This is a genomic window from Plantactinospora sp. CA-290183, from assembly GCF_050936375.1.
Taxonomy (GTDB): domain Bacteria; phylum Actinomycetota; class Actinomycetes; order Mycobacteriales; family Micromonosporaceae; genus Plantactinospora.
Genome location: NZ_JBNJMX010000042.1, coordinates 1 through 20,047 on the forward strand (window position 1 = coordinate 1; position 20,047 = coordinate 20,047).

The 20,047-nt window shown below is 68.5% G+C and carries 15 protein-coding genes and 4 pseudogenes; 10 read left to right on the forward strand and 9 right to left on the reverse strand.

Translation table 11 applies throughout. From position 1 onward, the window contains the following. On the reverse strand, positions 1 to 1,718 hold a 1,718-nt coding region (locus tag ACQEUR_RS24900; protein WP_433035721.1), incomplete at its 3' end, for a LamG-like jellyroll fold domain-containing protein. A 221-nt stretch (positions 1,719 to 1,939) separates the two neighbouring features. Between ACQEUR_RS24900 and ACQEUR_RS24905 the strand changes: the two genes are divergently transcribed. From ACQEUR_RS24905 to ACQEUR_RS24915, 3 genes are all read left to right on the forward strand, one after another. After that, positions 1,940 to 2,971 carry a hypothetical protein gene (locus tag ACQEUR_RS24905; RefSeq protein WP_433035724.1) on the forward strand — a complete coding sequence of 344 codons (1,032 nt, stop codon included), beginning with the start codon at positions 1,940 to 1,942 and terminating at the stop codon, positions 2,969 to 2,971. A gap of 68 nt (positions 2,972 to 3,039) precedes the next feature. After that, the gene (locus ACQEUR_RS24910; RefSeq protein WP_433035727.1) at positions 3,040 to 3,225 is read left to right on the forward strand and encodes a hypothetical protein; all 186 of its coding nucleotides are present in this window, start codon (positions 3,040 to 3,042) and stop codon (positions 3,223 to 3,225) included. Between the two features lie 352 nt (positions 3,226 to 3,577). Next, complete coding sequence (locus ACQEUR_RS24915; RefSeq protein WP_433035730.1) at positions 3,578 to 4,795, forward strand: exo-alpha-sialidase; 1,218 nt, start codon at positions 3,578 to 3,580, stop codon at positions 4,793 to 4,795. Positions 4,796 to 4,855: 60 nt separating this feature from the next. Here the strand turns inward: ACQEUR_RS24915 and ACQEUR_RS24920 are convergent. Then, positions 4,856 to 4,980, reverse strand: a pseudogene (locus ACQEUR_RS24920) (IS110 family transposase); the annotation flags it as partial. Between the two features lie 162 nt (positions 4,981 to 5,142). Here ACQEUR_RS24920 and ACQEUR_RS24925 point away from each other — a divergent pair. Both ACQEUR_RS24925 and ACQEUR_RS24930 read left to right on the forward strand, forming a co-directional pair. Next, a pseudogene (locus tag ACQEUR_RS24925) lies at positions 5,143 to 5,352 on the forward strand (glutathione S-transferase family protein); the annotation flags it as partial. A gap of 43 nt (positions 5,353 to 5,395) precedes the next feature. After that, positions 5,396 to 5,635 carry a hypothetical protein gene (locus ACQEUR_RS24930; RefSeq protein WP_433035759.1) on the forward strand — a complete coding sequence of 80 codons (240 nt, stop codon included), beginning with the start codon at positions 5,396 to 5,398 and terminating at the stop codon, positions 5,633 to 5,635. 25 nt (positions 5,636 to 5,660) lie between these two features. Here the strand turns inward: ACQEUR_RS24930 and ACQEUR_RS24935 are convergent. Then, a pseudogene (locus ACQEUR_RS24935) lies at positions 5,661 to 5,933 on the reverse strand (transposase); the annotation flags it as partial. 53 nt (positions 5,934 to 5,986) lie between these two features. On the opposite strand from ACQEUR_RS24935, the gene ACQEUR_RS24940 reads away from it, so the two are divergent. Beyond that, a complete protein-coding gene (locus ACQEUR_RS24940) occupies positions 5,987 to 6,544 on the forward strand; it encodes a dihydrofolate reductase family protein (protein ID WP_433035732.1) in 558 nt (185 codons plus the stop codon). A gap of 193 nt (positions 6,545 to 6,737) precedes the next feature. Continuing rightward, positions 6,738 to 7,673: an IS481 family transposase gene (locus ACQEUR_RS24945; RefSeq protein ID WP_433035735.1), complete on the forward strand. Its 936-nt coding sequence runs from the start codon at positions 6,738 to 6,740 to the stop codon at positions 7,671 to 7,673. A gap of 568 nt (positions 7,674 to 8,241) precedes the next feature. On the opposite strand, the gene ACQEUR_RS24950 is transcribed toward ACQEUR_RS24945, so the two are convergent. The 6 genes and pseudogenes from ACQEUR_RS24950 to ACQEUR_RS24975 form a co-directional block, all read right to left on the reverse strand. Further along, on the reverse strand, positions 8,242 to 9,879 hold the full coding sequence (locus tag ACQEUR_RS24950) for an ABC transporter permease (protein ID WP_433035738.1): 1,638 nt from the start codon (positions 9,877 to 9,879) through the stop codon (positions 8,242 to 8,244). Beyond that, positions 9,876 to 10,715: an ABC transporter ATP-binding protein gene (locus ACQEUR_RS24955; protein ID WP_433035741.1), complete on the reverse strand. Its 840-nt coding sequence runs from the start codon at positions 10,713 to 10,715 to the stop codon at positions 9,876 to 9,878. The genes ACQEUR_RS24950 and ACQEUR_RS24955 overlap by 4 nt, the downstream gene beginning before the upstream one ends. Before the next feature lie 249 nt (positions 10,716 to 10,964). Beyond that, positions 10,965 to 11,564: pseudogene (locus ACQEUR_RS24960) on the reverse strand (Na+/H+ antiporter NhaA); the annotation flags it as partial. Positions 11,565 to 11,613: 49 nt separating this feature from the next. Beyond that, on the reverse strand, positions 11,614 to 12,171 hold the full coding sequence (locus ACQEUR_RS24965) for a DUF1877 family protein (protein WP_433035744.1): 558 nt from the start codon (positions 12,169 to 12,171) through the stop codon (positions 11,614 to 11,616). After that, complete coding sequence (locus ACQEUR_RS24970) at positions 12,086 to 12,451, reverse strand: hypothetical protein (protein WP_433035762.1); 366 nt, start codon at positions 12,449 to 12,451, stop codon at positions 12,086 to 12,088. The genes ACQEUR_RS24965 and ACQEUR_RS24970 overlap by 86 nt, the downstream gene beginning before the upstream one ends. A 125-nt stretch (positions 12,452 to 12,576) precedes the next feature. Further along, a complete protein-coding gene (locus ACQEUR_RS24975) occupies positions 12,577 to 13,782 on the reverse strand; it encodes a low temperature requirement protein A (RefSeq protein WP_433035747.1) in 1,206 nt (401 codons plus the stop codon). A gap of 3,066 nt (positions 13,783 to 16,848) precedes the next feature. On the opposite strand from ACQEUR_RS24975, the gene ACQEUR_RS24980 reads away from it, so the two are divergent. From ACQEUR_RS24980 to ACQEUR_RS24990, 3 genes are all read left to right on the forward strand, one after another. After that, positions 16,849 to 17,106: a hypothetical protein gene (locus ACQEUR_RS24980; RefSeq protein WP_433035750.1), complete on the forward strand. Its 258-nt coding sequence runs from the start codon at positions 16,849 to 16,851 to the stop codon at positions 17,104 to 17,106. Positions 17,107 to 17,393: 287 nt separating this feature from the next. Beyond that, positions 17,394 to 17,516, forward strand: a complete 123-nt coding sequence (locus tag ACQEUR_RS24985; protein WP_433035753.1) for a hypothetical protein — start codon at positions 17,394 to 17,396, stop codon at positions 17,514 to 17,516. Between the two features lie 1,827 nt (positions 17,517 to 19,343). Next, entirely contained in the window at positions 19,344 to 19,823 is a 480-nt protein-coding gene (locus tag ACQEUR_RS24990) for a hypothetical protein (protein ID WP_433035756.1), read from the forward strand. Positions 19,824 to 20,047: the final 224 nt, after the last annotated feature.

A 20,047-nucleotide genomic window follows, 5' to 3' on the forward strand; every position in this document is an offset into this window, starting at 1 on the left:
CCAGCGAAGTGCTGGGCACCGTCGATTCGCTGTCCTATGTGCATCTGGAACGGCCTGGCAGGGCTGACCGTGCCGGTCGGACCGGTGGCGGTGCCGTCGAGGTTGCCGTCCACGAACAACCGCAAGGTGGTGCCCTGCCGCTGTAACGCGACGTGGTGCCACGTGCCGTCGTTGTACGCCTTGCTCGACATCACCGAGCCGCCGTTGGCGCCACTCTGCACGCGGCCCTGGATGCGGTTGGTCCCCGGTTCGGCCCGCAGCCACATCTGGGAGCGATCCTCGCCGACGCCGTACGCCCAGAAGATCGGCCGGTTGCCGGTGGTGGCGCTGTACTTCACCCACGCCATCACGGTGAAATCGGCGGCGTCGACCGCGAGCGACTCCGCGAACGGGACCTGCACGTGGTCGTCGACACCGTCGAGGGTCACGCCCCCGTCGAACCGGCCATCGCCGCCGTGGGTCGCGCCCCGGATGCGGGCCGTGTTTCCCAGCCCGGAGGTGTCCGGGGTACCGGTGCCGCCGGAGTAGCTGTCGGGCAGGCCGAGGTCCGCCTCGGTGAACGTGGTGAACCGAACCTCGTGGTGGGACACCTGTCCCTCGTCGCCTGCTTCGAAGGCCAGGGCGATCCTGCCGTCGGGCAGCATCGCCATGCTGGAGTAACTGGCGGGGCCGGTGTGGATCGTCTGACTGTCGGAGTCGTTGACGCCCTGCCACGTGCGGCCCTCGGTGTAGCTCGACCGGATCACCATCCGATGGCGGTCCATCGAGGTGCTCCCGGCCCGTTCCCGGTATTCGACAGGCGAGGAGAACAGCACGCGGTTGTACTTGTCGCCGTCCAAGGTTGACCGCAGGCGCAGCACGGTGCCGTACACCTTCGGCGACACCAGGTTGTCGACGACCTGGAACGGGCCGGTGAACGTCTCTCCGCCGTCGGCGCTGATGCCATAGACCTTGGTGTCGCCAAGGTCCTCGGCGCCCTGGTTGCGCGCCATGACGTAGATGCTGCCGTCGTTGATGTCGCTGTCGGTGCGCTCGAAGATGCTCGGTTCACCCGCCCACACCGATCCGGTGGACGTGGCACCACGAGTCCAGCTCACGCCGCCGTCGTCGCTGTAGATCAGCTGAATCGTCTGGGGTTTTGTGTCGAGCCACATGGCGACGACCAGCCGCCCGGCATTTGGTCCGTGCTCCAGTTGGATGCCGTGACTGGGGCCGGGTCGGGTCACCCAGGGGTACCTGGCGGTCTCTGTCCATGACCGGCCGCTGTCGGTGCTCGTCAGCACGTATGACACAGACTCGTCGAAATCGGTGTCCGAACCATCCCGGACGAACAGCATGATGTTGCCGGTGCGCTGGTCGACAACGGGAGTCGCGGAGAGCATCCTGCCATCGCCGACGGGGTTGGCGCGAATCTTCACCAGCGGACCCCAGGTGCCGTCCTGGGACCTCCGCCGCATCACGATGTCGGTGTGGGTCAGGTCCGGGCACTCCCCGGTGCTGTTCCGGTACTTCGCACTGCCGATGGCGATGAGCGTGCCGTCAGGGGCGGGCAACAGTTTGGCTCCCCGGATGCAGTCGTAACCCCCCATGCCCCGGGTGAACAGCACTGTCGGGTTGGGGATCGCCGCAGCGGACAATGTCGGCGGTGGAACCACCAGTAACCCGGTGGCCATCAGTAGTAGTGCGGAAAATTTGATCCACAGCGAACGGAATCTCACGGCAAAACCTCTCACAGCAGCGCGAAGCCTGCGAATCTGGCACCGAGCCAGTTCTGAAGTCGACTGAAGGACCGGTGTTCCCCACGTCGACGGCAGAGTAAGAATCGCCACTGGTACGGCACTGCCCGTACTCCGCCCGTACTGGTTTGCGCCTGTGTCGTGTCAAAACGAGACGCACCGGCTGGGAGCTGGGTTTCGTCTGGCTGCTGGACGAGCGCTTGATGGTGGTCCGGGTGCTATATCTGATCATGGTTCGGGTGTTCGGCTGGCTGACGCTGCTGGTCCGAAGCGAGTGGGGTTCCGGACCCTGGCATAGGCGTTGGCCCGGTCTTTCACGCGGCGCGTTCGTACTCATTGATCAGGCTGCCGAGGATGGGCCGTCGTTTGATCCGCTCGTGGGCGAAATCGACGGCCAGCTTCGCCCCTACGTGGCGCAGTGGCGGGGTTCGGATCTCGGGTGCGCTCCGTTGACCCGGGAACGCTGGGACCGCGTCGCCGACAGCTTGCGCCGCTGCTACTGGGCGGCGGACCTGCCCTGGCCGGGCACGGTCGTGTGGGTCGGGTGGCCCCTCGTCGGCGAGCTGACCGCGTTGGCCGCCTCGGCCAGCGTCCGACTCCGTCGGGCCGAGGCCGCGCGGCTGGCCCGTCCTCGTCTCTACCGGGGGTGGTTGGCGACGATCGCCGCCGTCGGCCGGGCGGCCAGGTGGGCCTGGCACCTGCTGTTGGCGGCATTGGCCGGCGCGGTGATCGCCGGATGCGCAATCGGTCATCTCGAGAAGCCGGAGTCCTACGCCGCCCTCTGGTGGCCGCCGACCGGGGTGGTCGGCGCGGCGCTCGGCGCCGCAGCCTGCCTTTGGGTCGTCGTCTGGTATGTGCGGCAGGCCGAGGCCGGCGCCGTCGACGCGGCCCGCAACTCCGTGCTGGACGCCTCGGCGGACGAGATCAACGCGATCGGCGAGCGCATCCACGCGGCAATCGTCGGCGCGGTCGAGGTCGACGCCGTGCTGTCGGATCGGATCGCCCGGGCTGTGCGTGCTGCGGTCCAGCAGCCTGTCGATGACGCGGAGACGTCCGTCTGGACCGCCCGTCCGGGCGGGTATCTGGGCAGACTCTGGCGTCGACTACAAGGCGATCGGCCGCCGTACCGAGCGGGCGCTCCGGCGCGCGGTCGGCGACTGCGAACCGCTGTTTCCGGTCCCCGGTCCCCGATTCGGGCTGCGCGGCGCGGGAAGCCAGATCGTTGCGCGGCATAGCGACGGTCGGAAGCGATCGACCTCCTCGCGGCCATCGCCGACGACCCGAACTTGACTGAGCGCGAGAGATGGCGAAGCTGAGCGGAAGCACGTCGCTGGCCGGCCGGCGGGTCACCGTCATCGGGCTCGGTCAGGTGCGTGGCCGGCTCGCCCGCCGCCTGGCCGACGCCGGCGCCGACCTGACGATCACCGACATCGATCCGGACCAGCATCGGCTGGCCGTCGAGTTCGGCGCGCGGTGGGTACCGCCGTAGACCGCAGCCACCGAGGGACCAACATCCTGGTGCCGGCCGCGGTGGGCGGCGTCCTCAGCCACGACACTGTCGCCCGGCTGCACCGCACCGCCGTCGCCGGCCCGGCCGACAACCGGGCATCCTGCTCGGCATAACCCTCAGCGACGCCTGGCGGGGACGGTACGGCGCCTCGGCCCGGTAGCCGACGTGCCGCGCGGAGCGCGAGATGTTGTAGCTATCTTTCTTTAGGATCAAGGGAAAGGTAGGTTATTTACCTGTCGTATCAACGGTGACAGATACCGTCCGGGACCTGCCGCGTCCGGACTTGGGGAGGATCGACGTGAACATGAGGGGCCGAGCCGCTACCGTCCTGGTGATCACGAGCATCGCTGTCGCCGCAGTCGTGCCGGCAACCGGAGCGGCCGGAGCGGCGGTCGACGATCCGGCGAAGGACGCCGCCCCGTACCACGCCGAGTTTCCGCTGTTCCGCAGCGCGAACATGCCCTCGCCGGACAAGCTCTCCAGTGGCGTGGGCTTCCACTCCTTCCGGATCCCAGCCGTCGTCAGGACCACCACCGGCCGGATTCTGGCCTTCGCCGAGGGCCGGCGGCACAACAACCGGGACCACGGCGACATCAACCTCGTCTACAAGCGCACAAAGACTACGACGGACCACGGAGCGGCGCCAAGCAACTGGGAGCCCCTCAAGGAGGTCGTGGGCTCTGGCAACGGGACCTGGGGAAACCCGACCGCGGTCGTGGACGGCGCCACCATCTATCTCTTCCTGTCCTGGAATGCGGGTGACCGCAGCCTGAAGGGCGGTGAGGAACTGCCGGACGGCTCCCTGACCAAGAAGATCGACTCCACCGAAGCCGGCCGGCGCCGCCTCTACCTGGTCACCAGCACGAATGACGGCGCGACCTGGTCCCAGCCCCAGGACATGACCTCGCAACTGACGCCGAACGGTTGGTCGTGGGACGCGGTCGGCCCCGGTATCGGTATCAAGCTCACCGCCGGACAGCTGGTGATCCCCGCCAAGGACCGCAACATCATCGGGCTGGGCAGTCCGGGCAACCGCAGCTGGTCGTACCAGCTCCTGACCGGCGCGGGAACCGAGGGCACGATCGCCCAGACGCCCGACGGCAACCTCTACCGCAACGATCGACCAGACTCCGGCACGTACCGGTGGGTCGGCCGCGGCACGTTGAGCGGGTTCGGCGCCTTCACCGCCGACGGCGGCCTTCCTGACCCGCGCTGCGAAGGTTCGGTGCTCCTCTACAACACCGACTCACCGGCCCGCACCGTTTTCCTCAACTCGGCGTCGACTACCAGCCGGCGCGAGATGCGGGTGCGGATCAGCTACGACGCCGACGCCCGCAAGTTCAACTACGGCCGCAAGCTGAGCGACGCACCCGTCTCCGGCGTCGGCTACGAGGGCGGCTACTCCAGCATGACAAAGACGGCCGACTTCCGGATCGGCGCGCTGGTGGAAACCGACTTCTTCAACGACGGATCAGGAGCGAACTCCTACCGGGCGATCGTGTGGCGCCGGTTCAACGTGTCCTGGATCCTCAACGGCCCCAACAACTGAGATCGAGTTCGAGATGGCCGGATCCGAACCGACGACCTCTTGGCCCGTGAACGGCGAGCACTCAAACAACGCCCGGTAGCCCTGGATGTCGTCGCTGATCCGCAACTTCGCCAGCAGACTACCGTCGCTGTCGACGACCGCGACGTCGTGATCGTCGCCCAGTCGATTCCACACGACACCGTCATTTAGTTCCCCCCGTCGATGAATCTGGTGAGCCCGGCTGGCGCCCCAATAGCAGCGCTCGAAGCGCATCACCCCATCAGCCGTCCGTGATCCCAGCCACTCGCCAGGGCCTCGATCTGTCGCAGGGCTCCGTGCCCAGGCTGAACCACAGATCGCCGCGCGGGCCATGGGCCAACCGCACCATCATCGTGCGCCGCCTGCTCGGCCTGGAGGACGTGCTCTCGCTCGGGGTGTGCGGGCTGGCCCACGACGAGCGGAGTTGGACGTTCGACCCCGACCCGGGCGGCTGTGACCCGGTGCTGGACATCGAACGGTTGCAGGAGGCGTACTTCGCCCGGTCCCCCGGGTACGAGCGGCGTATCACGGTGCCGGCCTCGGGCGCCGGTCAGCTCGTCGTGCACGGCGAACCGCGCCGGGATGGTGACCGAACGCATCAACGCGCTGCGCCGTATGGACGACTCCCTCGGTGGCAGCGACATGCACGACCTCGTCCGCCAGGAGCCGCGCGTCACTGCGGACATGGCGCGCGGCGCCTCCTACGCCGAAGCGACCGGCAAGCTCTTGCTCGCGGCGGTGGGCGAGACAGGCCCGGAACACGTCGAGCAGGTCCGACACCTGCGTGTCGGCGCCAGTGTGCCGGTGTTCGGTGACGGCTAGCGTGGTGCTCGGGCAACCGTTCGTAGTCGCGCACGGCACGGCGGCACCGATTGATCCACGAGAACGTGCGCTCCACCGCCCATCTGCGGTGCAGGATCACGAACGTGGTCTGACCGGCGAGTTCCGCGACGATGCGCACGGTCAGCGCGAGGTGGGTGGCGGCCCAGCCGACGACCTTGCCCATGTAGCCGCCGTCAGCCCATACGAGACGGATCGTGGGGAAGCAGGTGCGCAGCCTGTTTGAGCTGGTTGATGCCGCACTCGACAGCGTGCCGCTGCCGGTAGACAACGGGATCAAATGCGGGTGGACTGCACTTTACCGACCTAGAAGTGGCGTTAGACTCGCTGGCCATGGGTCTCCTCATCTTCAGCCTCAACCTCACCCTGGACGGTTGCGTCGACCACCAGGAGGGGATCGCCGACGACGAGACGCACGCCTTCTTCACCCGTCTCATGGACGAGGGCGGGGCAATGCTGTGGGGTCGCGTCACCTACGAGATGATGGAGAGCTACTGGCCAGCCGTCGCCCGCGGCGACGAGGAGGCGCCGCCGGCCATGCGCGAGTGGGCGGTCAAGCTGGGGGCCAAACCCAAGTACGTGGTGTCGTCGACGCGCAAGGACTTCCCGTGGGCCAACAGCCACCACATCGCCGGCGATCTGCGTGAGGGCGTGCAGAAGCTCAAGGACGCGACCCCGGCCGGGGTCCTCCTCGGGAGCGGCAAGCTCGCGACCGAGCTCGACCGGCTGGACCTGATCGACGAGTACAAGCTGCTCCTCCATCCCAGGATCGCCGGCCACGGCCCGACGCTGTACCAGGGCGGGCTGCCCGGCACGCGCCAGCTCGAGCTGCTCTCGGCGAAGCCGCTCCGCAACGGCGCGGTGGCCATGCACTACCGCCGCGCGGGCTGAATCACAGGAGTCCATCGCCGCGAGCTCACCGGCAGCGCGGCGTCCTCCTCGCGCTCGAACCACGGCCTAGCTGTACTGCCCAGGGAGGTTGGTCGAGATTGTGTGACGACACGATCTGATGTCGTAGGTAGGTGAAGGCCTCCGGTTGTGGAGTGGAGCTGTCTAGGAACCGCTCCGGCAACAGGAGGCCTTCGTGTCCCACGCTAACGCTGCCCTGACCCCTCGTGCACGTCTGCGCCTGGCGCGTCTGATTGTCGATGAGGGCTGGCCGGTCGCTCGAGCGGCCGAACGCTATGACGTGTCCTGGCGGACGACGAAGCGGTGGGCGCACCGATACGCCCAGCGCGGTTGCGCTGGCATGACGGACCGGTCATCACGATCACGTCACAGCCCGTCGCGGACCCCACAGCCCACCATCGGCAAGATCGTTCACCTGCGATGGAAGCAGCGTCTCGGCCCGGTCCAGATCGCCGGACGGCTGCGCATGCCGGCCTCGACCGTGCACGCAGTGCTGACCCGGTGCCGGATCAACCGCCTGTCACACATCGACCGGGCCACCGGCGAACCTGTGCGCCGCTACGAACACGACCATCCCGGCGCCATGCTGCACGTCGACGTCAAGAAGTACGGCAACATCCCCGACGGCGGCGGCTGGCGCTACGTCGGCCGCGCCCAGGGCGACCGCAACCGCGAGGCGACCGCCCGCCGCACCGGAGCCCGCAACACCCGCTACGAGCCCCGGGTCGGCACCGCGTTCGTGCACACCGTCGTCGACGACCACTCACGCCTCGCCTACGCCGAGATCCGCGACGACGAGAAAGCCACGACCGCGATCGACGTACTCCACAACGCCGTCGCCTGGTTCACCGCCCGCGGCGTCACCATCGAACGGGTCCTGCCCGACAGCGGCTCGGCCTACAAGTCCTACGCCTGGCGCGACGCCTGCACCGAACTCGGCATCACCCCGAAAAAGACCCGCCCCTACCGGCCACAGACCAAGGGAAAGGTCGAACGCTTCCACCGCACCATGACCGACGGCTGGGCTCTCGCCCGCTTCTACCCGCACACCGCCATCAGCGGCCGCTCACCCATCACCAGGTTGACCAACCTCCCTGGGCAGTACACCTAGCGCTTGCGCGCCAAGGCATGTTAACGGCGCAGCCGCGGGACAAGGCGTTGCGCCGCCGGGATTGAATGGCGTCACTCGATGGTGGAATGCAGGGCCGGGTGACGGCGAGCCTGCGCCACATCTCGCCGCTGATCATATTCGATGAGTAAATGCGGCTCGGAGCGTGCGAAACGATGAGTAGTGTCTTTCTCCGGCAGCGAGATGGTTCTGGCAGCGATAGCGAAAGCTTCGGGACGGCGCTGATGTCCCCCCTACCGATCTGCCCCCGGACGTGCCTGCCGGCGCAGATTAATCAGTTCGCGTTTCCTGACTCGGTAGAGGAGCCAGGATCGAGCGCAGCACGATGACGATGGACGCGATGATGAGTCCGATGTGATCGGTTGGTCGGAAGTGATTTGTTACGAGGGCGGCAACGGAGAAGACTGACGCTCTTACTACGAGATCCCGAACCACGCGCATGAGAAGTGCCGCCTCGCGGACGCGTGCGTTTTCCTAGTGTCCTCGGCGCGACAGGGGGTCCTGTTGCGCTGAAAGGCGACGATCAACCGCAGTCACGCGCAGTGGCCGTCTATCCGCGCAGGTCGCGGCGGTGGTAGCCGATGGTACCGAGGGTCGTGAGTGTGCCGGCGATGATCAGCATGGTGGTGGTGGCGGGCCAGTTCGGTGGCGTGTCGGGGACCGGGGCGAGGTGGGCGAACGGGGACAGCTGCCCGACCCAGGGTGGTGCGCCGGTGCTGTCGGCGGTGACCTGGAGGAGGAATCCGCCGACCGCGGGCAGTGCGCCGACGAGCGCGACCGCGTGGGGTAGCCAGCCGAGGGCGAGGACGGCCGCGCCGAGGCAGAGCAGAGCGATGGGTAGCACATTCAAGGTGCCGGCGAGGGCGGCGCCGAGCGGCAGGGGTGCGTCGACAGCGGTCGCCCCGGCCCAGGTGGCGAGGCCGGCGACGGTGGTGAGGATCGCCGTGGCGCCTGCGGTGACGGTCACCTCGGCGGCGAGCAGCCGGGTGCGGGTGACGGGTTGGGCGTACAGGAGGGTGAGCCGCCGGTTCGCCTCGTCGGCGGCGACGGCGGCGATACGGCTGGCCGCGAAGACGCCGGCCGGGATGGCGAGCAGCGCGAACAACGCGGCCACGTAGCCCTCGACCGACCCGAGACCGCCGAATCCGGCCTGCGCGGCGAGGTCGGCGAATCGTGGGTTGTCGGCGAGGAACCCGGTCATCGATACCGCGAGCAGGCCGATGAGCAGAAAGTAGGCACCTACCCCGATCGCCCATCCGACGAGGGGCCGCAGCAGGCGCCGGGCCGCGAACCCGGGCACCGAGCCGAGCAGCCACAGCCGTGCCGGACGGCTCGCCGAGCTGGCGAGCCAGCCGCCGCCGACGTCCCGCCGGGCCGCGACCGCCGTGACGGCGGCGATCAGGGTCGCGGCGGCGACCGCCAGCACCACCAGCGGCAGCAGACGGTTCGCCTCGTACGGTCGGGAGAGCGCGACCAACCCGAACGGCGACAACCACCGCAGCCACCCCAGAGCGTCGACGCCGTCACCGACCATCCGCATGATCAGACCGGCACCGAGGAACGCGACCGCCGCTCCGGTGGCCGGGCCTCGGCTCGCGAAGACCTGAGCCGTCAGCGCACCGGTGGCGGCGAAGAACACCCCGGTCAACGCGAGTCCCACCCCGTGCAGCACGGCACCTTGGGGTGCGGTGCCGACTGCGGCGAGGGCCCCCGCCGCCGCCAACCCCGCGACCAGGACTGCGGTGACCGCAACGGTCAGGTGTCGCGCCACGATCGAGGTGACCGGAAGACGGCCGGCCGCCAGTAGGTCCCATCGGCCGGCGTCCTCCTCGCCACGGGTGATCCGGGTGGCAACGAGGAGCCCCCAGACGCCGACGAGGACGCCGAGGACGGTACCGGTGCGCCACACGGTGAACCCGCCCGGATCATCCAGCGCGACCGGCTCGCCGAACAACGTACGAATGGCCGGGTTCTCGGCCAGCGCGGCGAGCGCTTCTGCGTCCAGCGAGTCGCCGACGGTGCTGGCGTACGTGGCGGCGACCACCGCGGACATGCCGGCCAGCACCACGATGACGATCACGCCACCCCGCCGAACCTGCCGTACGGCGAGTCCGGTGACCGCCCGCCCGACGGCGGGGCTCGCGGGCGCCACCGGTGCCTGCCCGGCGTGGGCTTCGACGGCGGTCACCGGGATGCCTGCGTGTAGTAGTCGAGGAAGATCTCTTCCAGGGTCGGCTCGTGGACCTGTAACGCGGTCACGTCCGCCGTGGCCAGCGCCCGCAGCGCCGGTGCCGGCGGCCCGGTGAGGGTGAACCGCAGTCGGGACGGTCCCACCACCTCGACGCCCTCGACGCCAGGTACTCCGGTCAGGTCCGGTGCCGTGCCGGTGAAGGTCACCTCGACCTGGCTGCGGTGCAGCTGGCGTAGGTCCGGCACCCCGGCGACTTCGACCAGGCGCCCCGCGCGCAGAATCGCCACCCGATCGCACACCGCCTCCACCTCGGCGAGCTGGTGGGAGCTGAGGAACACCGTCTGCCCCCGTTGGCGGGCCTGCCCGACGGCGTGCTGGAACTCGTGCTCCATCAACGGATCGAGGCCGCTCGTCGGTTCGTCCAGAACCAGCAGCGGGGCCCGGGTCGCGAACGCGGCGACCAGGGCGACCTTCTGCCGGTTCCCGGTCGAGTACGCCCGCCCGGGTTTCGACAGGTCCAACGCGAACCGGTCCACCAGTTCGTCGCGATAGGCGTGGTCAACGCCGGGGCCGGTACGGCCCAGCAGTTCCAGTGTCTCCGCCCCGGTCAGCGCTGGCCACAGCGCCACGTCGGCGGGCACGTACGCGATCGACCGGTGCGCTACCGCGACGTCGCTCGCGTCGGCGTCGAAGATCCACGCCTGGCCGGCGGTCGGGCGGGCCAGGCCGAGGAGCAGCCGAATCGTGGTGGATTTACCCGCACCGTTTGGGCCGAGGAATCCGAACACCTCGCCGGCCGGGACGGTGAGATCGAGGGTGTCCAACGCGGACACTCGTCCATAGCGTTTGGTCAAACCGGTGGTGCGAATGGCAGGGGTATCCACGGGGGCCTCCGACAGTCGACAAGCGGACACGACTGCCGACCAGACTTCCCGGCGCACCAGGACAGAGCCTACGCCCACACGTCGATGTGAGAAAGGCCCACCGGTCACCCGTCGCCCGATTGGCGCCAGCTGACCACCCGGGGGCGGGAAGCCCTTCCGATGAGCATGAGGGGTGGGCAACATGCGGCGTTGCCGGCGTTAGTCCCGCGACGCGTCTGCCTCGTACACGTCCGGCATCCCGTCAGCGTCGGCGTCGCGCTCCTCGTCGGCGCAGATCTGCCGGTAGTGCCGGTTGCGGGCCCGCAGGACCAGCGTGGCCAACACCGCCGACAGCACCGACCCGAGCAGGACGCCGATCTTGGCGTGCTCGTCGCGTTCGCTGCCGGCCCCGAACGCCAACTCCCCGATCAACAGCGACACGGTGAACCCGATCCCGGCCAACAGCGCCAACCCGAGCACATCCCACCAGCCCAGCCCTTCGGCGAGACGAGCCCGGGTGAACCGCTGCACCAGCCACGTCGCACCGAGCACCCCGACCGTCTTACCCACGACCAGTCCCACGATGATCCCCACGGCGACCGAATCGGTCACGCTCGCCCCGAGCCCACCCGCGCCGACGACCGACACCCCGGCGGCGAAGAACGCGAACACCGGCACCGCGACACCGGCCGACAACGGCCGGAACCGGTGCTCGAAATGCTCGGCCAGCCCCGGACCAGGTCCCTCGGCCCGACGAATCACCGGAACCGTGAACGCGAGCAGCACCCCCGCGACCGTGGCATGCACCCCGGAGGCGTGTTCGCGGAGAAGACGCTCCCTGCGCTCATCGCGAGAGGTGTGCAGGACGTTAAGTCGTGATCATGAAAGCGCCTGCGCGAGCCTCCGCCGCCGCAACGAAGAAGCCGACCACGTCCTCGTAGTATTCCTTCAGGTAGTCGAGCTCGTCCGGGTCGTCAACGAGGTCCGGGTCGTCAACGAAGGTGGCGAGCCGGTCGAACGGCACGTCGCGGAGTTGTTCGGCGGTGTCAGCGACGTCGTCAACGCTCCAGACCATGACGAAGTCCGTGTCGTTGCCGTAGGGAAAGATCACTTCGCCGCCCAGTTCCAGGTCGATCTTGATGTCCGCCGCGACGAGGAGTTCCTGGATGTCTGGCAACGCCTTGTCGAGATCCGCCATCTCCTCCGGGGGACGGCCTGACGTCCCTTCGAAGCTCGTCGGATCGGCGATTGCGCGTGTCAATTCCTCTTCGGTGGCCCGAACGAATACGTGGACTATGCCCATCGCTGTCCCCTCCGCTCGACATAACTGCTGGTGTCGATCATAGGACCTCCCCTCGGACGCGCTGATCTCGGCTTGAGCGGACGTGCCGGATGGGCGATGCCCGGGTTGTCGTTCTTTGATCATCTCCGGAGCGTGGTGGGCCGGGCGCGTCGCATGAGGGCGATGGCGAGCACGTCAGCGTCAGGAACGGGGCAGCGGTGAGATACCAGCCGATGCCAAGGCGGCTGATCGCCTCCGGCTCGATGACGTTCCCGGCGCTGTCCACGCCGATGGCGCGTACGCTCTCGCCGGTGATCTGGATGCCGTACCAATTGATACAGCTCAGCGCGGTCAGGCCGCCCACGATCGCCGCCCTCGCGAACATTGAGCGCTTTTCATCGTGGGTAACGGTCGGCTTCGACATAGTGCAGGACGAGGATGGCCTGCAGGATCGCGGTGGCGCGGCGGGTCCGCATCGACCGCACGGAACGCAACAGGGCCCATCACCGACCTGTGTCGGTGACCATCCAGCGGCGGTGAGTGGCCGGATTACCAGCGGGTGCGGATCCGCCACCGGGTGCGGTACACCGGCTCTCCGTAGTGCGGGATGAAGGCGATCGCCAGCATCCCGACTGTCATGGCGGCGGCGATCACGAGAGGAGACAGCCCGCGCATCGCCGGTGCTGCCAGCGACAGCACAACCGCCCCGATCGGCAGCCGCCACAGCATCGCCCGGAACACCACCAGCGCATACCCGGCGCGTCCGACGAGGAACACCACCGGCCCGGCGACCACGATGGCCAGCTCCGCGGGACGGGTCTCGCCGGTGGGGTCTGCGGCGACCATGGCCCCGGCGGCGGCGACCAGGACCACGCCGGCCACCATGACCAGGTGTGCGTACGTCGCGACCAGCGCGATCCGACCAGGGTTGGCGGCCTTGTCGATCCCGGTGGCGAAGTTGTCGGCGACGTAGACGATGTAGATCCGCCACAGCGCCACGGTCATGAAGAAGAGGAGGATCACCGCCGCCGTCCGCTGCGACACGAACGGGGGGTCTCCGTACTGACGCACCCCGACCAGGATGATCTCGCCCAGCGTGACGATGAACATCTGCCGATAGCGTTCGGACAGGTGCTCGCCCCCCGCCCGGAGTTCCTCGGCGCTCGACCGACCGAGCCGGGGCAGCGGATAGCCGAAGAAGCCGACCGTGAAGTCCGTCGTAATCGCCAACCCCCAGAGCGCCAGGCGGGCCGGGCCGGGAAGGAACGCGCCGACCAGCCACAGCACGCCGGTCAGACAGAACCAGATGAGCACCCGCATGGGCCGCAGTCGCAGCGCATGGCCGCGCAGAGCGGTGATGAGTATGAGCCCGCGGACGAGGTGCAGACCCAGGTACGCCCCGGCGAAAGCGATCCCGTTGACCCCCTCGAACGCGCTGCTGATGGCCAGCGACATCAGCAGACCGCCGAAAAGCACGCCGAGGACGATCAACTGGACCAGCGGCAGGCTGGGGTCGTACCAGTCGGTAGTGAACGCGGTTACCGTCCAGACCCACCAGATCGCGGCGAGCAGGACCATGGTTTCCAGCGCATGATTCCAGCCGAGGTCGGCGCTCAGCCGGTCGGATAGCCTCGTGAGTGCGACGATGAGACCCAGGTCGAAGAGGAGTTCCAGGTAGGAGACCCGGCGAGGACCCTCCTGACTGCGCAGAATCCACCCCGACTGCGCCCGCGCCACCGACTCCCCATTTCGCAAGACAATCCTGTCCAAACTTCGTATCACGTCCGGACCGGTCTCGGTGCGTCGTTTGCCGGCACCGGCCGGTGCCGGTTGTTCGCCGGACGCGGTACGGCCTCATCAGCCAGTCGTATAACTGAGCCACTTTCATCGTGAGTGAACGTGACGATTCCGGTGATCGCCCCGCCGGTGACGCGCAGGACGTCGATCGTCAGCGGCAGGTACGCGCCCTCCCGCTTCCGTCAGAGGTAGAAAGCCACGGCGGGCTGCCGGTTCACGGCGGTGGGGACGGCGCGCAAGTGCCCTAGGTCCTCGAAGCCGTCCGCGATCCAGTCGTTCACCACCGCGTCGCGGCCGACGCACAGGCCCGGCGTGGGGCACCCGATCCTGGCACGGTTGGAGCTGGCGGGCGCGCGCGGGCAGCCTGAACGCCATCGCTGGTGAGCAGGTGGTACCGACGCCTCTTTCCAGTAACTGTCGACCCAGCGAGCCCCACTGCCTGTGGTCCGCGCCGCCGGCTCGTCAGGTCGAACCGGCCGCGCGGCTCCCCGCCTCTGTTCGCTGATGGGCCAACCGCCGTTCGCGGCGGCTGCAGCGGCAGGGTTCGGCGCTGCGTCTTGGGCTGACCAGCAGCCACAGGGGCATCGCGTGGGCTGAGACGGCCCTCGCCGACCAGGTTGCCGCCGCGGTGTACGTCGGGATCCTGCTACGCCAGGTCGATGCCCGCTGGTAGATCGCCAACGAGGCGGTCCCAGCTGTCCGGGGCGCTGCCAGCGTGGCGACCGCCGCCGATCGGGCCCAGACCACCGCGCTCGCCGCCGGCTGCAACACCTCGTCGAACCGGGCAACCTACTGACGTCATGGTTCCGGCTCAAGCACCTGGCCGTGGTGACCCGCAATCAGGCAGGAGTTCACCCTTGCGGTCCGGTAGTGGCCCCAGATCCGGTTCTCCCAAGCGAGGCGCAGCCCCTCCGGCACTCGATCACCCAGGCCGGCGACCAGTCAACGACCGGGCAGGTGCGGAGCGACACCGCAACGAAACACTCATAGCCACTGTCAGATCACAGCCAGTAATGTCCGTCTGGGTTTGAGCGAGTCTAGTTTCACAAGCAGGAGCGAACCGGAGAGTCTACGCAAAGCGCACAGCGGGAGAACACCATGTGGAACAGACGGATCGCAACCCTGATTGTGTTGATCACCGTGGCCGCCTCATTTCGGCTGCGCGGGGCGCCCAATGCAATCAACGCAATCAGGGGCCGTCTGTTCCACATGGTCCCGCTGTGCACTTTTCGCTCCCCTGCTATTGAACTAGACGCTGCAAACCCAGACGGGCGTACAGCCCATTGATCTGACGGTGGCCTATGAGTGTTTCGTTGTCATGACTTCGTCTTGCGCCCTCGGAAGGATCTGGGGCCTACCGGACCGCAGGTGAACTCCTGCCCTGCGGGTCACCACGGCCAGGTGCCATGACGTCGAGTAGGTTGTTCGGCCTGCAGCCGGCGGCGGCGGGCCCGATCGGCGGCGCGGCGCTCTCCGCGCCCGGCTCAGCGCCCCCAACGGCTGGACCACCTCGTTGGCAGTCGACCCGCCGGCGGGCGTCGACCTGGCCAGCAGGATCCCCGCGGCGCCGTCTCAGCCCGCGCGATGCCCCTGTGGCGCCAGTGGGTCGCCCTGCCGCTGCAGCGTCCGTTGAGCCATCAGCAGGCAGGGCGGGGGCGGCCGGTTCTGGCGGCTCCGCGGCGAGCTGAGCCTGCTCACCAGCGATGGCGTTGCCCGCGCGCGCCCGTAGCTGTGCCAGGATCAGGTGCCGCCGGGCGTCGGCCGCAGGCGCGGCGACTGGACGGACGGCGCTAAGACGCCCCGCGCCGTCCCCGCCGCCGTGAACCGGCAGCCGCGTGAGCTTTTACCTCTGACAGGCGCGGGGCTCCCGTACCTGCCGCTGGACGATCGACGTCTATGACGTCTGGAATGGCGTTCGCCACGTGGTCCTGCAACTGACGAACGCCGCGATCGACGAGCAACCGACGTGCTGGCGCAATGCACCGTTCCCGAGTTTGGACGAGACGGTCTTGCTGAAATGGAGTCGACGGGCGCAGTCGAGGTGGATTCTGCCGGGGGCTCGCCCTCGCTACCTGGAACTCCGCCAACCGTTGCAAGGTCTCATCGTCGCACTCTACGAACGCCTATCCGACCGGCTGGCCTCGGCTGGGAGTACATGCGCTGGACAAGCTCGCGCGATCTGGTGGTCGACAGCGCGATCACCCACCGTGTACGACTGGCCGCTGGTCCCGGTGATCGTCCTCGGCGTCCAGCGGACTTCGCGCCTGGGTGCACCTCGTCCGCGAGGCTCGGCGCATCGCCTGCTGCGACTGCGGCCAATGCGGGTGCCATCTGGTTCACCTTCGCGACCGTGCTGTGGCTGGTCGGCGCCGGACTGGCCCTGCAGCGCCCTCTGAAGGTTGGCGGTACGGCGGACTCCGCGGTCGGTCTTCGGCTATCCGCGGCTTCGGTCGGTCGGCGCCGGCGGGGGGCGGGCATTTTATCGGCATCGGCCTGATCGCGCGTGACCCCGTTCGTCGCCTTGACGTTGTGATCCCTCCTCTTCTTGACCGTGGCGCGATGACGAGATCTACATCGTCTACGTCGCCGACAACTTCGCCGCAAGGATAGCCGCAGCCTGGTCGGGTCGCGCTGTTCACGGCCGCTACCTCTACCTGGTCATGGTGGCCGGCGTGGTCCTGGTCGCCGCCTGGTGGTGCAGGCGGGTCATCGCAGGCGCGGTCTCGCCGGCCGTGGTTCCTCGTCGGGTGGTGTTCGAGGCGATGCCTTGGCGGCGCCGAGGCGGTGCTGTCGCTGGCAGCACCCGTATACTTCCTGCGTGATCGCCGCCGCACGTCGGGATGCTGGCGATCGCCTTTCATCACGCTACGGAGAGCCCGCACCCGGTGGCCGGATCCGCACCCGCCAGTAATCCGCTCACCGCCGCTGGTACAGGTCGGTGATGAGCCCTGTTGCATTCCGGTGATGCGGCCCGCCGCCTACGTCACGGGCATCCTCTCTGCATATGGCGTTACCACGTGCTCAATGTTCGCGAGGGCGATCGTGGGCGACGCGCTATCGGTGGTGCATCAGATCACCGGCGAAGAGCATCCGCCATCAGCAGCGCCGGGAACGTCATCCAGCCGGAGAACGCCGCCTTGGCATCCGGCTATTATCACCGCTGCTGACGCTGGCGTGCTCGCCATCGCCTCGTACGCCTTCTACGCCGAGATGACGGCAATCGCCACATCCGTCAAGCCGAAGATCAGCGCCGGGGAGGTCTACCTGGTGGCCCGGTGCTGAGGGGACGGCGATGGGCTTGCCAATCCGGCATTCGAAGACGATCACCCGATCCGACGAGCGCCTCGAGGACATCGGAGGCCGTCGAGATCTCGGCCTGGGCGTTGCCAATCAGGAGCTCGATCGCCGCGCGCGGGTATCAAGATCGACCTGGAACTGGGCCGCTGGCTACGGCCGCGACACGGACTTCGTCATGGTCAGGCGTTGGCCCGTCGCGAACACCGCCGAACAACCCGCGGCGTACCGTTCACCTTCGTTGACCTCGCTACCTGAAGAACTGCTACGAGGACGTGTCGAGCTTCTTCGGTGCGGCTGGCGAGAACTCCGCCATGATCGCGACCTGCCTCGCGATGGCGCGGGGCGTGCTCTCCACCGCGCTCGCCGCGGGGTGCTTCGTTCGTTTCCCGGCGTGACCAGGGCCGAACAGGCCGGTTCCCGCCGTTGATCGTAGTGCGGTGCCGGTGTTCGCTCTTCACCGCCGGCGATCCTCGCTCGGGAACGGCGTGACCGGTTCGGTCGCCGAGGTCATCGTGGGTGATGGAGCAAGACGGTCGGGGTGCTCGAGCCGGCGTGCAGCGGTGCGGGTCTGCTGGGCTGGTGGGGCTGTGCTCGGGGTGGCGCTGTTGGCCTGATCGAGTTCACCGTGTCGCTGTTGATCGGGGAGTTAGCGTTGCAGCCCAATGCGGCGTCCTGCCGGAGAACGTGGTGTTAACGGGCCGCAACCAGTACCATCTCGCCGACGAGCAGCATGACGGATGCCCGGACGACCTGGCGACATCGCGCGGCATGACCCGCGCCATGGCATCGAGGAAGGGCTTCCCGCCCCGAGTGTCGGCTGGCGCCAATCGGCGACGGTGACCAGGTAATTTCTGCATCGACGATGGTATCCTGGTGCGCCGGAAGTCTGGTCGGCGGTCATCCTGTCCAGCCTGCCCCTGCCGGCACCGGACAAGGCGCTATGGATGTCCGCGTTGAACGCCCTCGATCTCACCGTCCCAGGTGTTCAGTTCCTCGGCCCCGAGCAGTCCTGCACGGTGCTCGTAGCCACCGGCCAGGCATGTCTTCGACGCCGACGCCGGCGACGTCGCCGATAGCGCGGTCGATCATGCGTGCCGCCGACGCTGGCGACCCGCTATTCGCTGGTGTCGAGCAGCTGAAACCGACCGGGGAACCGGCTGATGCCGCGTTCTGGGCGGCGCGGGACGACGAACCGACGAGCGGCTCGATCCGTTGATGAACTGGCGGCAGCGCCGACAGCGAAGACGGTGTTCCTCGGCTCCCGCCAGCGCCGGGGTGGCGATGCGATCGAGATGGCGATCCGCGCCGGACGCTGCGCAGCCAGGTGACCTGCCGGCACGGCCATGAACTGACCGGAGGCCACCTGGCATCGGCGGTTCGCGGGCCGCCGGCACCAGCGGGCGCCGAGCACGGCGGACGTGACCGCGTTACAGGTCCACGAGCCGACCCTGGAAGAGATCTTCGACTACTACGCGCTCCCGGTGACCGCCGTCGAAGCCGGGCGAACACCGGTGGCCCGCGAGCAGGCAACTCGCCGTACGGCAGGTTCGGCGCGGTGGCGATGTGGTGCTGGCCGCGATGATGCCACCGTACGCCGGCGCGACTCGGCCGCTGGACGCCGAAGCGCGCTGGCGAGAACCCCGACGCCCATTCCGTTGTTCGGCGAGCCGGATATCGCGGGTGATCCGGGTATCGTGCCGACGGTGGCCGGCGGTCCTCGGCGTCCTCGTCGGCGTCTGAGGGCTCTCGTTGCCATCGCCCGTGGCAGGCGCCGACGACCTACTGGCAGCCGCGCCTCTTCCGGTCACCGATCGTGGCGCGACACCTGACCGTTACCTCGGTCGATTGCTGAGGTTGTCGCCGCAGTCGGCACCGCCGTGCACGAACTCGTCCTCGCCGCCACCGGTGCCGACGGCTTCGAGGTCTTCGCGAAGCGAACCCGGCCCGCCCGGGCGACGTCGCGGTGCCGGCCTTCTGATCACGGATGGTCGGCGATCGGCGTCGACGCTCAAGTGGCTGCGGTGGTGTGCCGTTCGAGACGGTCGCGCTCTCCAGGCGAACCGTGCCGCTGATGTGCTGGCGGTCGCCGCCGCCGACCTGATCGCCGCCGTCGCGGCGGGCTGCGGACGTCGACGACGACTGTCGCCGGCTCAACGGCCCCGGCACGGCTCGGCTCGGTGCCGGGTTCGCGGCCAGCGGCGCCTGCTGCGGCCTGGGTCGAGATGGGCATCGAGCAGGTGCCGCTGCTCGTCGACCTGTACTTCGCGACATCGACGACCGGAGTTCCTCGCCCGCGATTCGCCGACCTCGCCGCGCAGGCGATGCTCGAGGTCGGTCGAGGAACTACGTGGCCGCAGCGCCATCCCGGCATTCGCGGCCGACCGTATCGCCGCCGTCGCCTTCGACGAGGCGAACTGGCCTACGCCGCACAGCCTGCAACTGGGCAATCGCCGCAGGCGCTGGCTGACCGGCGCCTCGCACCTGGGCAGGGCGACGCTGTCGACGCGCCGCTCGGCGCCGCGCCAACGTCTTCTGCTCTGCCTCGGCATGGCCATCACCGCATCGGCTGGCTACCCCACGCGGTCGCCTCGGCGCGCTGCCCGCAGTCGACCATCGCCGAACACGCGGCGCACCACCCAGATCACCCACCCCGCCCCGGTCCCCGACGCATCGCCACCGGGCCGCCGCCACCACCATGCTGACCACGACCCTCGGCGCCTCGGCTACCACCGCCTGTGGGCGGCGTCGCCTTTCAGCAACCCAGGACCCCTGCGCCAGGGCGCTGGAAGGCGCACACGCAGACGCGCGTGGTTCCGCGGGGTCTGGTCTTCTCGTTGCCGCCCTCGTAATCGCCGACAACGATGCATCGGACTCATCATCGCGTCCATCGTCGTCGTGCTGCGCCACCATGCAGTCGAAATATTCC

Excerpts from the sequence above, each read along its gene's own strand:
- ACQEUR_RS24930 (WP_433035759.1), top strand. The coding sequence starts at position 5,396 with ATGGTGACCGAACGCATCAACGCGCTGCGCCGTATGGACGACTCCCTC.
- ACQEUR_RS24970 (WP_433035762.1), bottom strand. The coding sequence starts at position 12,451 with ATGTCGAAGCCGACCGTTACCCACGATGAAAAGCGCTCAATGTTCGCG.
- ACQEUR_RS24980 (WP_433035750.1), top strand. The coding sequence starts at position 16,849 with ATGTTCGCGAGGGCGATCGTGGGCGACGCGCTATCGGTGGTGCATCAG.
- ACQEUR_RS24910 (WP_433035727.1), top strand. The coding sequence starts at position 3,040 with ATGGCGAAGCTGAGCGGAAGCACGTCGCTGGCCGGCCGGCGGGTCACC.
- ACQEUR_RS24940 (WP_433035732.1), top strand. The coding sequence starts at position 5,987 with ATGGGTCTCCTCATCTTCAGCCTCAACCTCACCCTGGACGGTTGCGTC.
- ACQEUR_RS24990 (WP_433035756.1), top strand. The coding sequence starts at position 19,344 with ATGGGCATCGAGCAGGTGCCGCTGCTCGTCGACCTGTACTTCGCGACA.
- ACQEUR_RS24905 (WP_433035724.1), top strand. The coding sequence starts at position 1,940 with ATGGTGGTCCGGGTGCTATATCTGATCATGGTTCGGGTGTTCGGCTGG.
- ACQEUR_RS24965 (WP_433035744.1), bottom strand. The coding sequence starts at position 12,171 with ATGATCAAAGAACGACAACCCGGGCATCGCCCATCCGGCACGTCCGCT.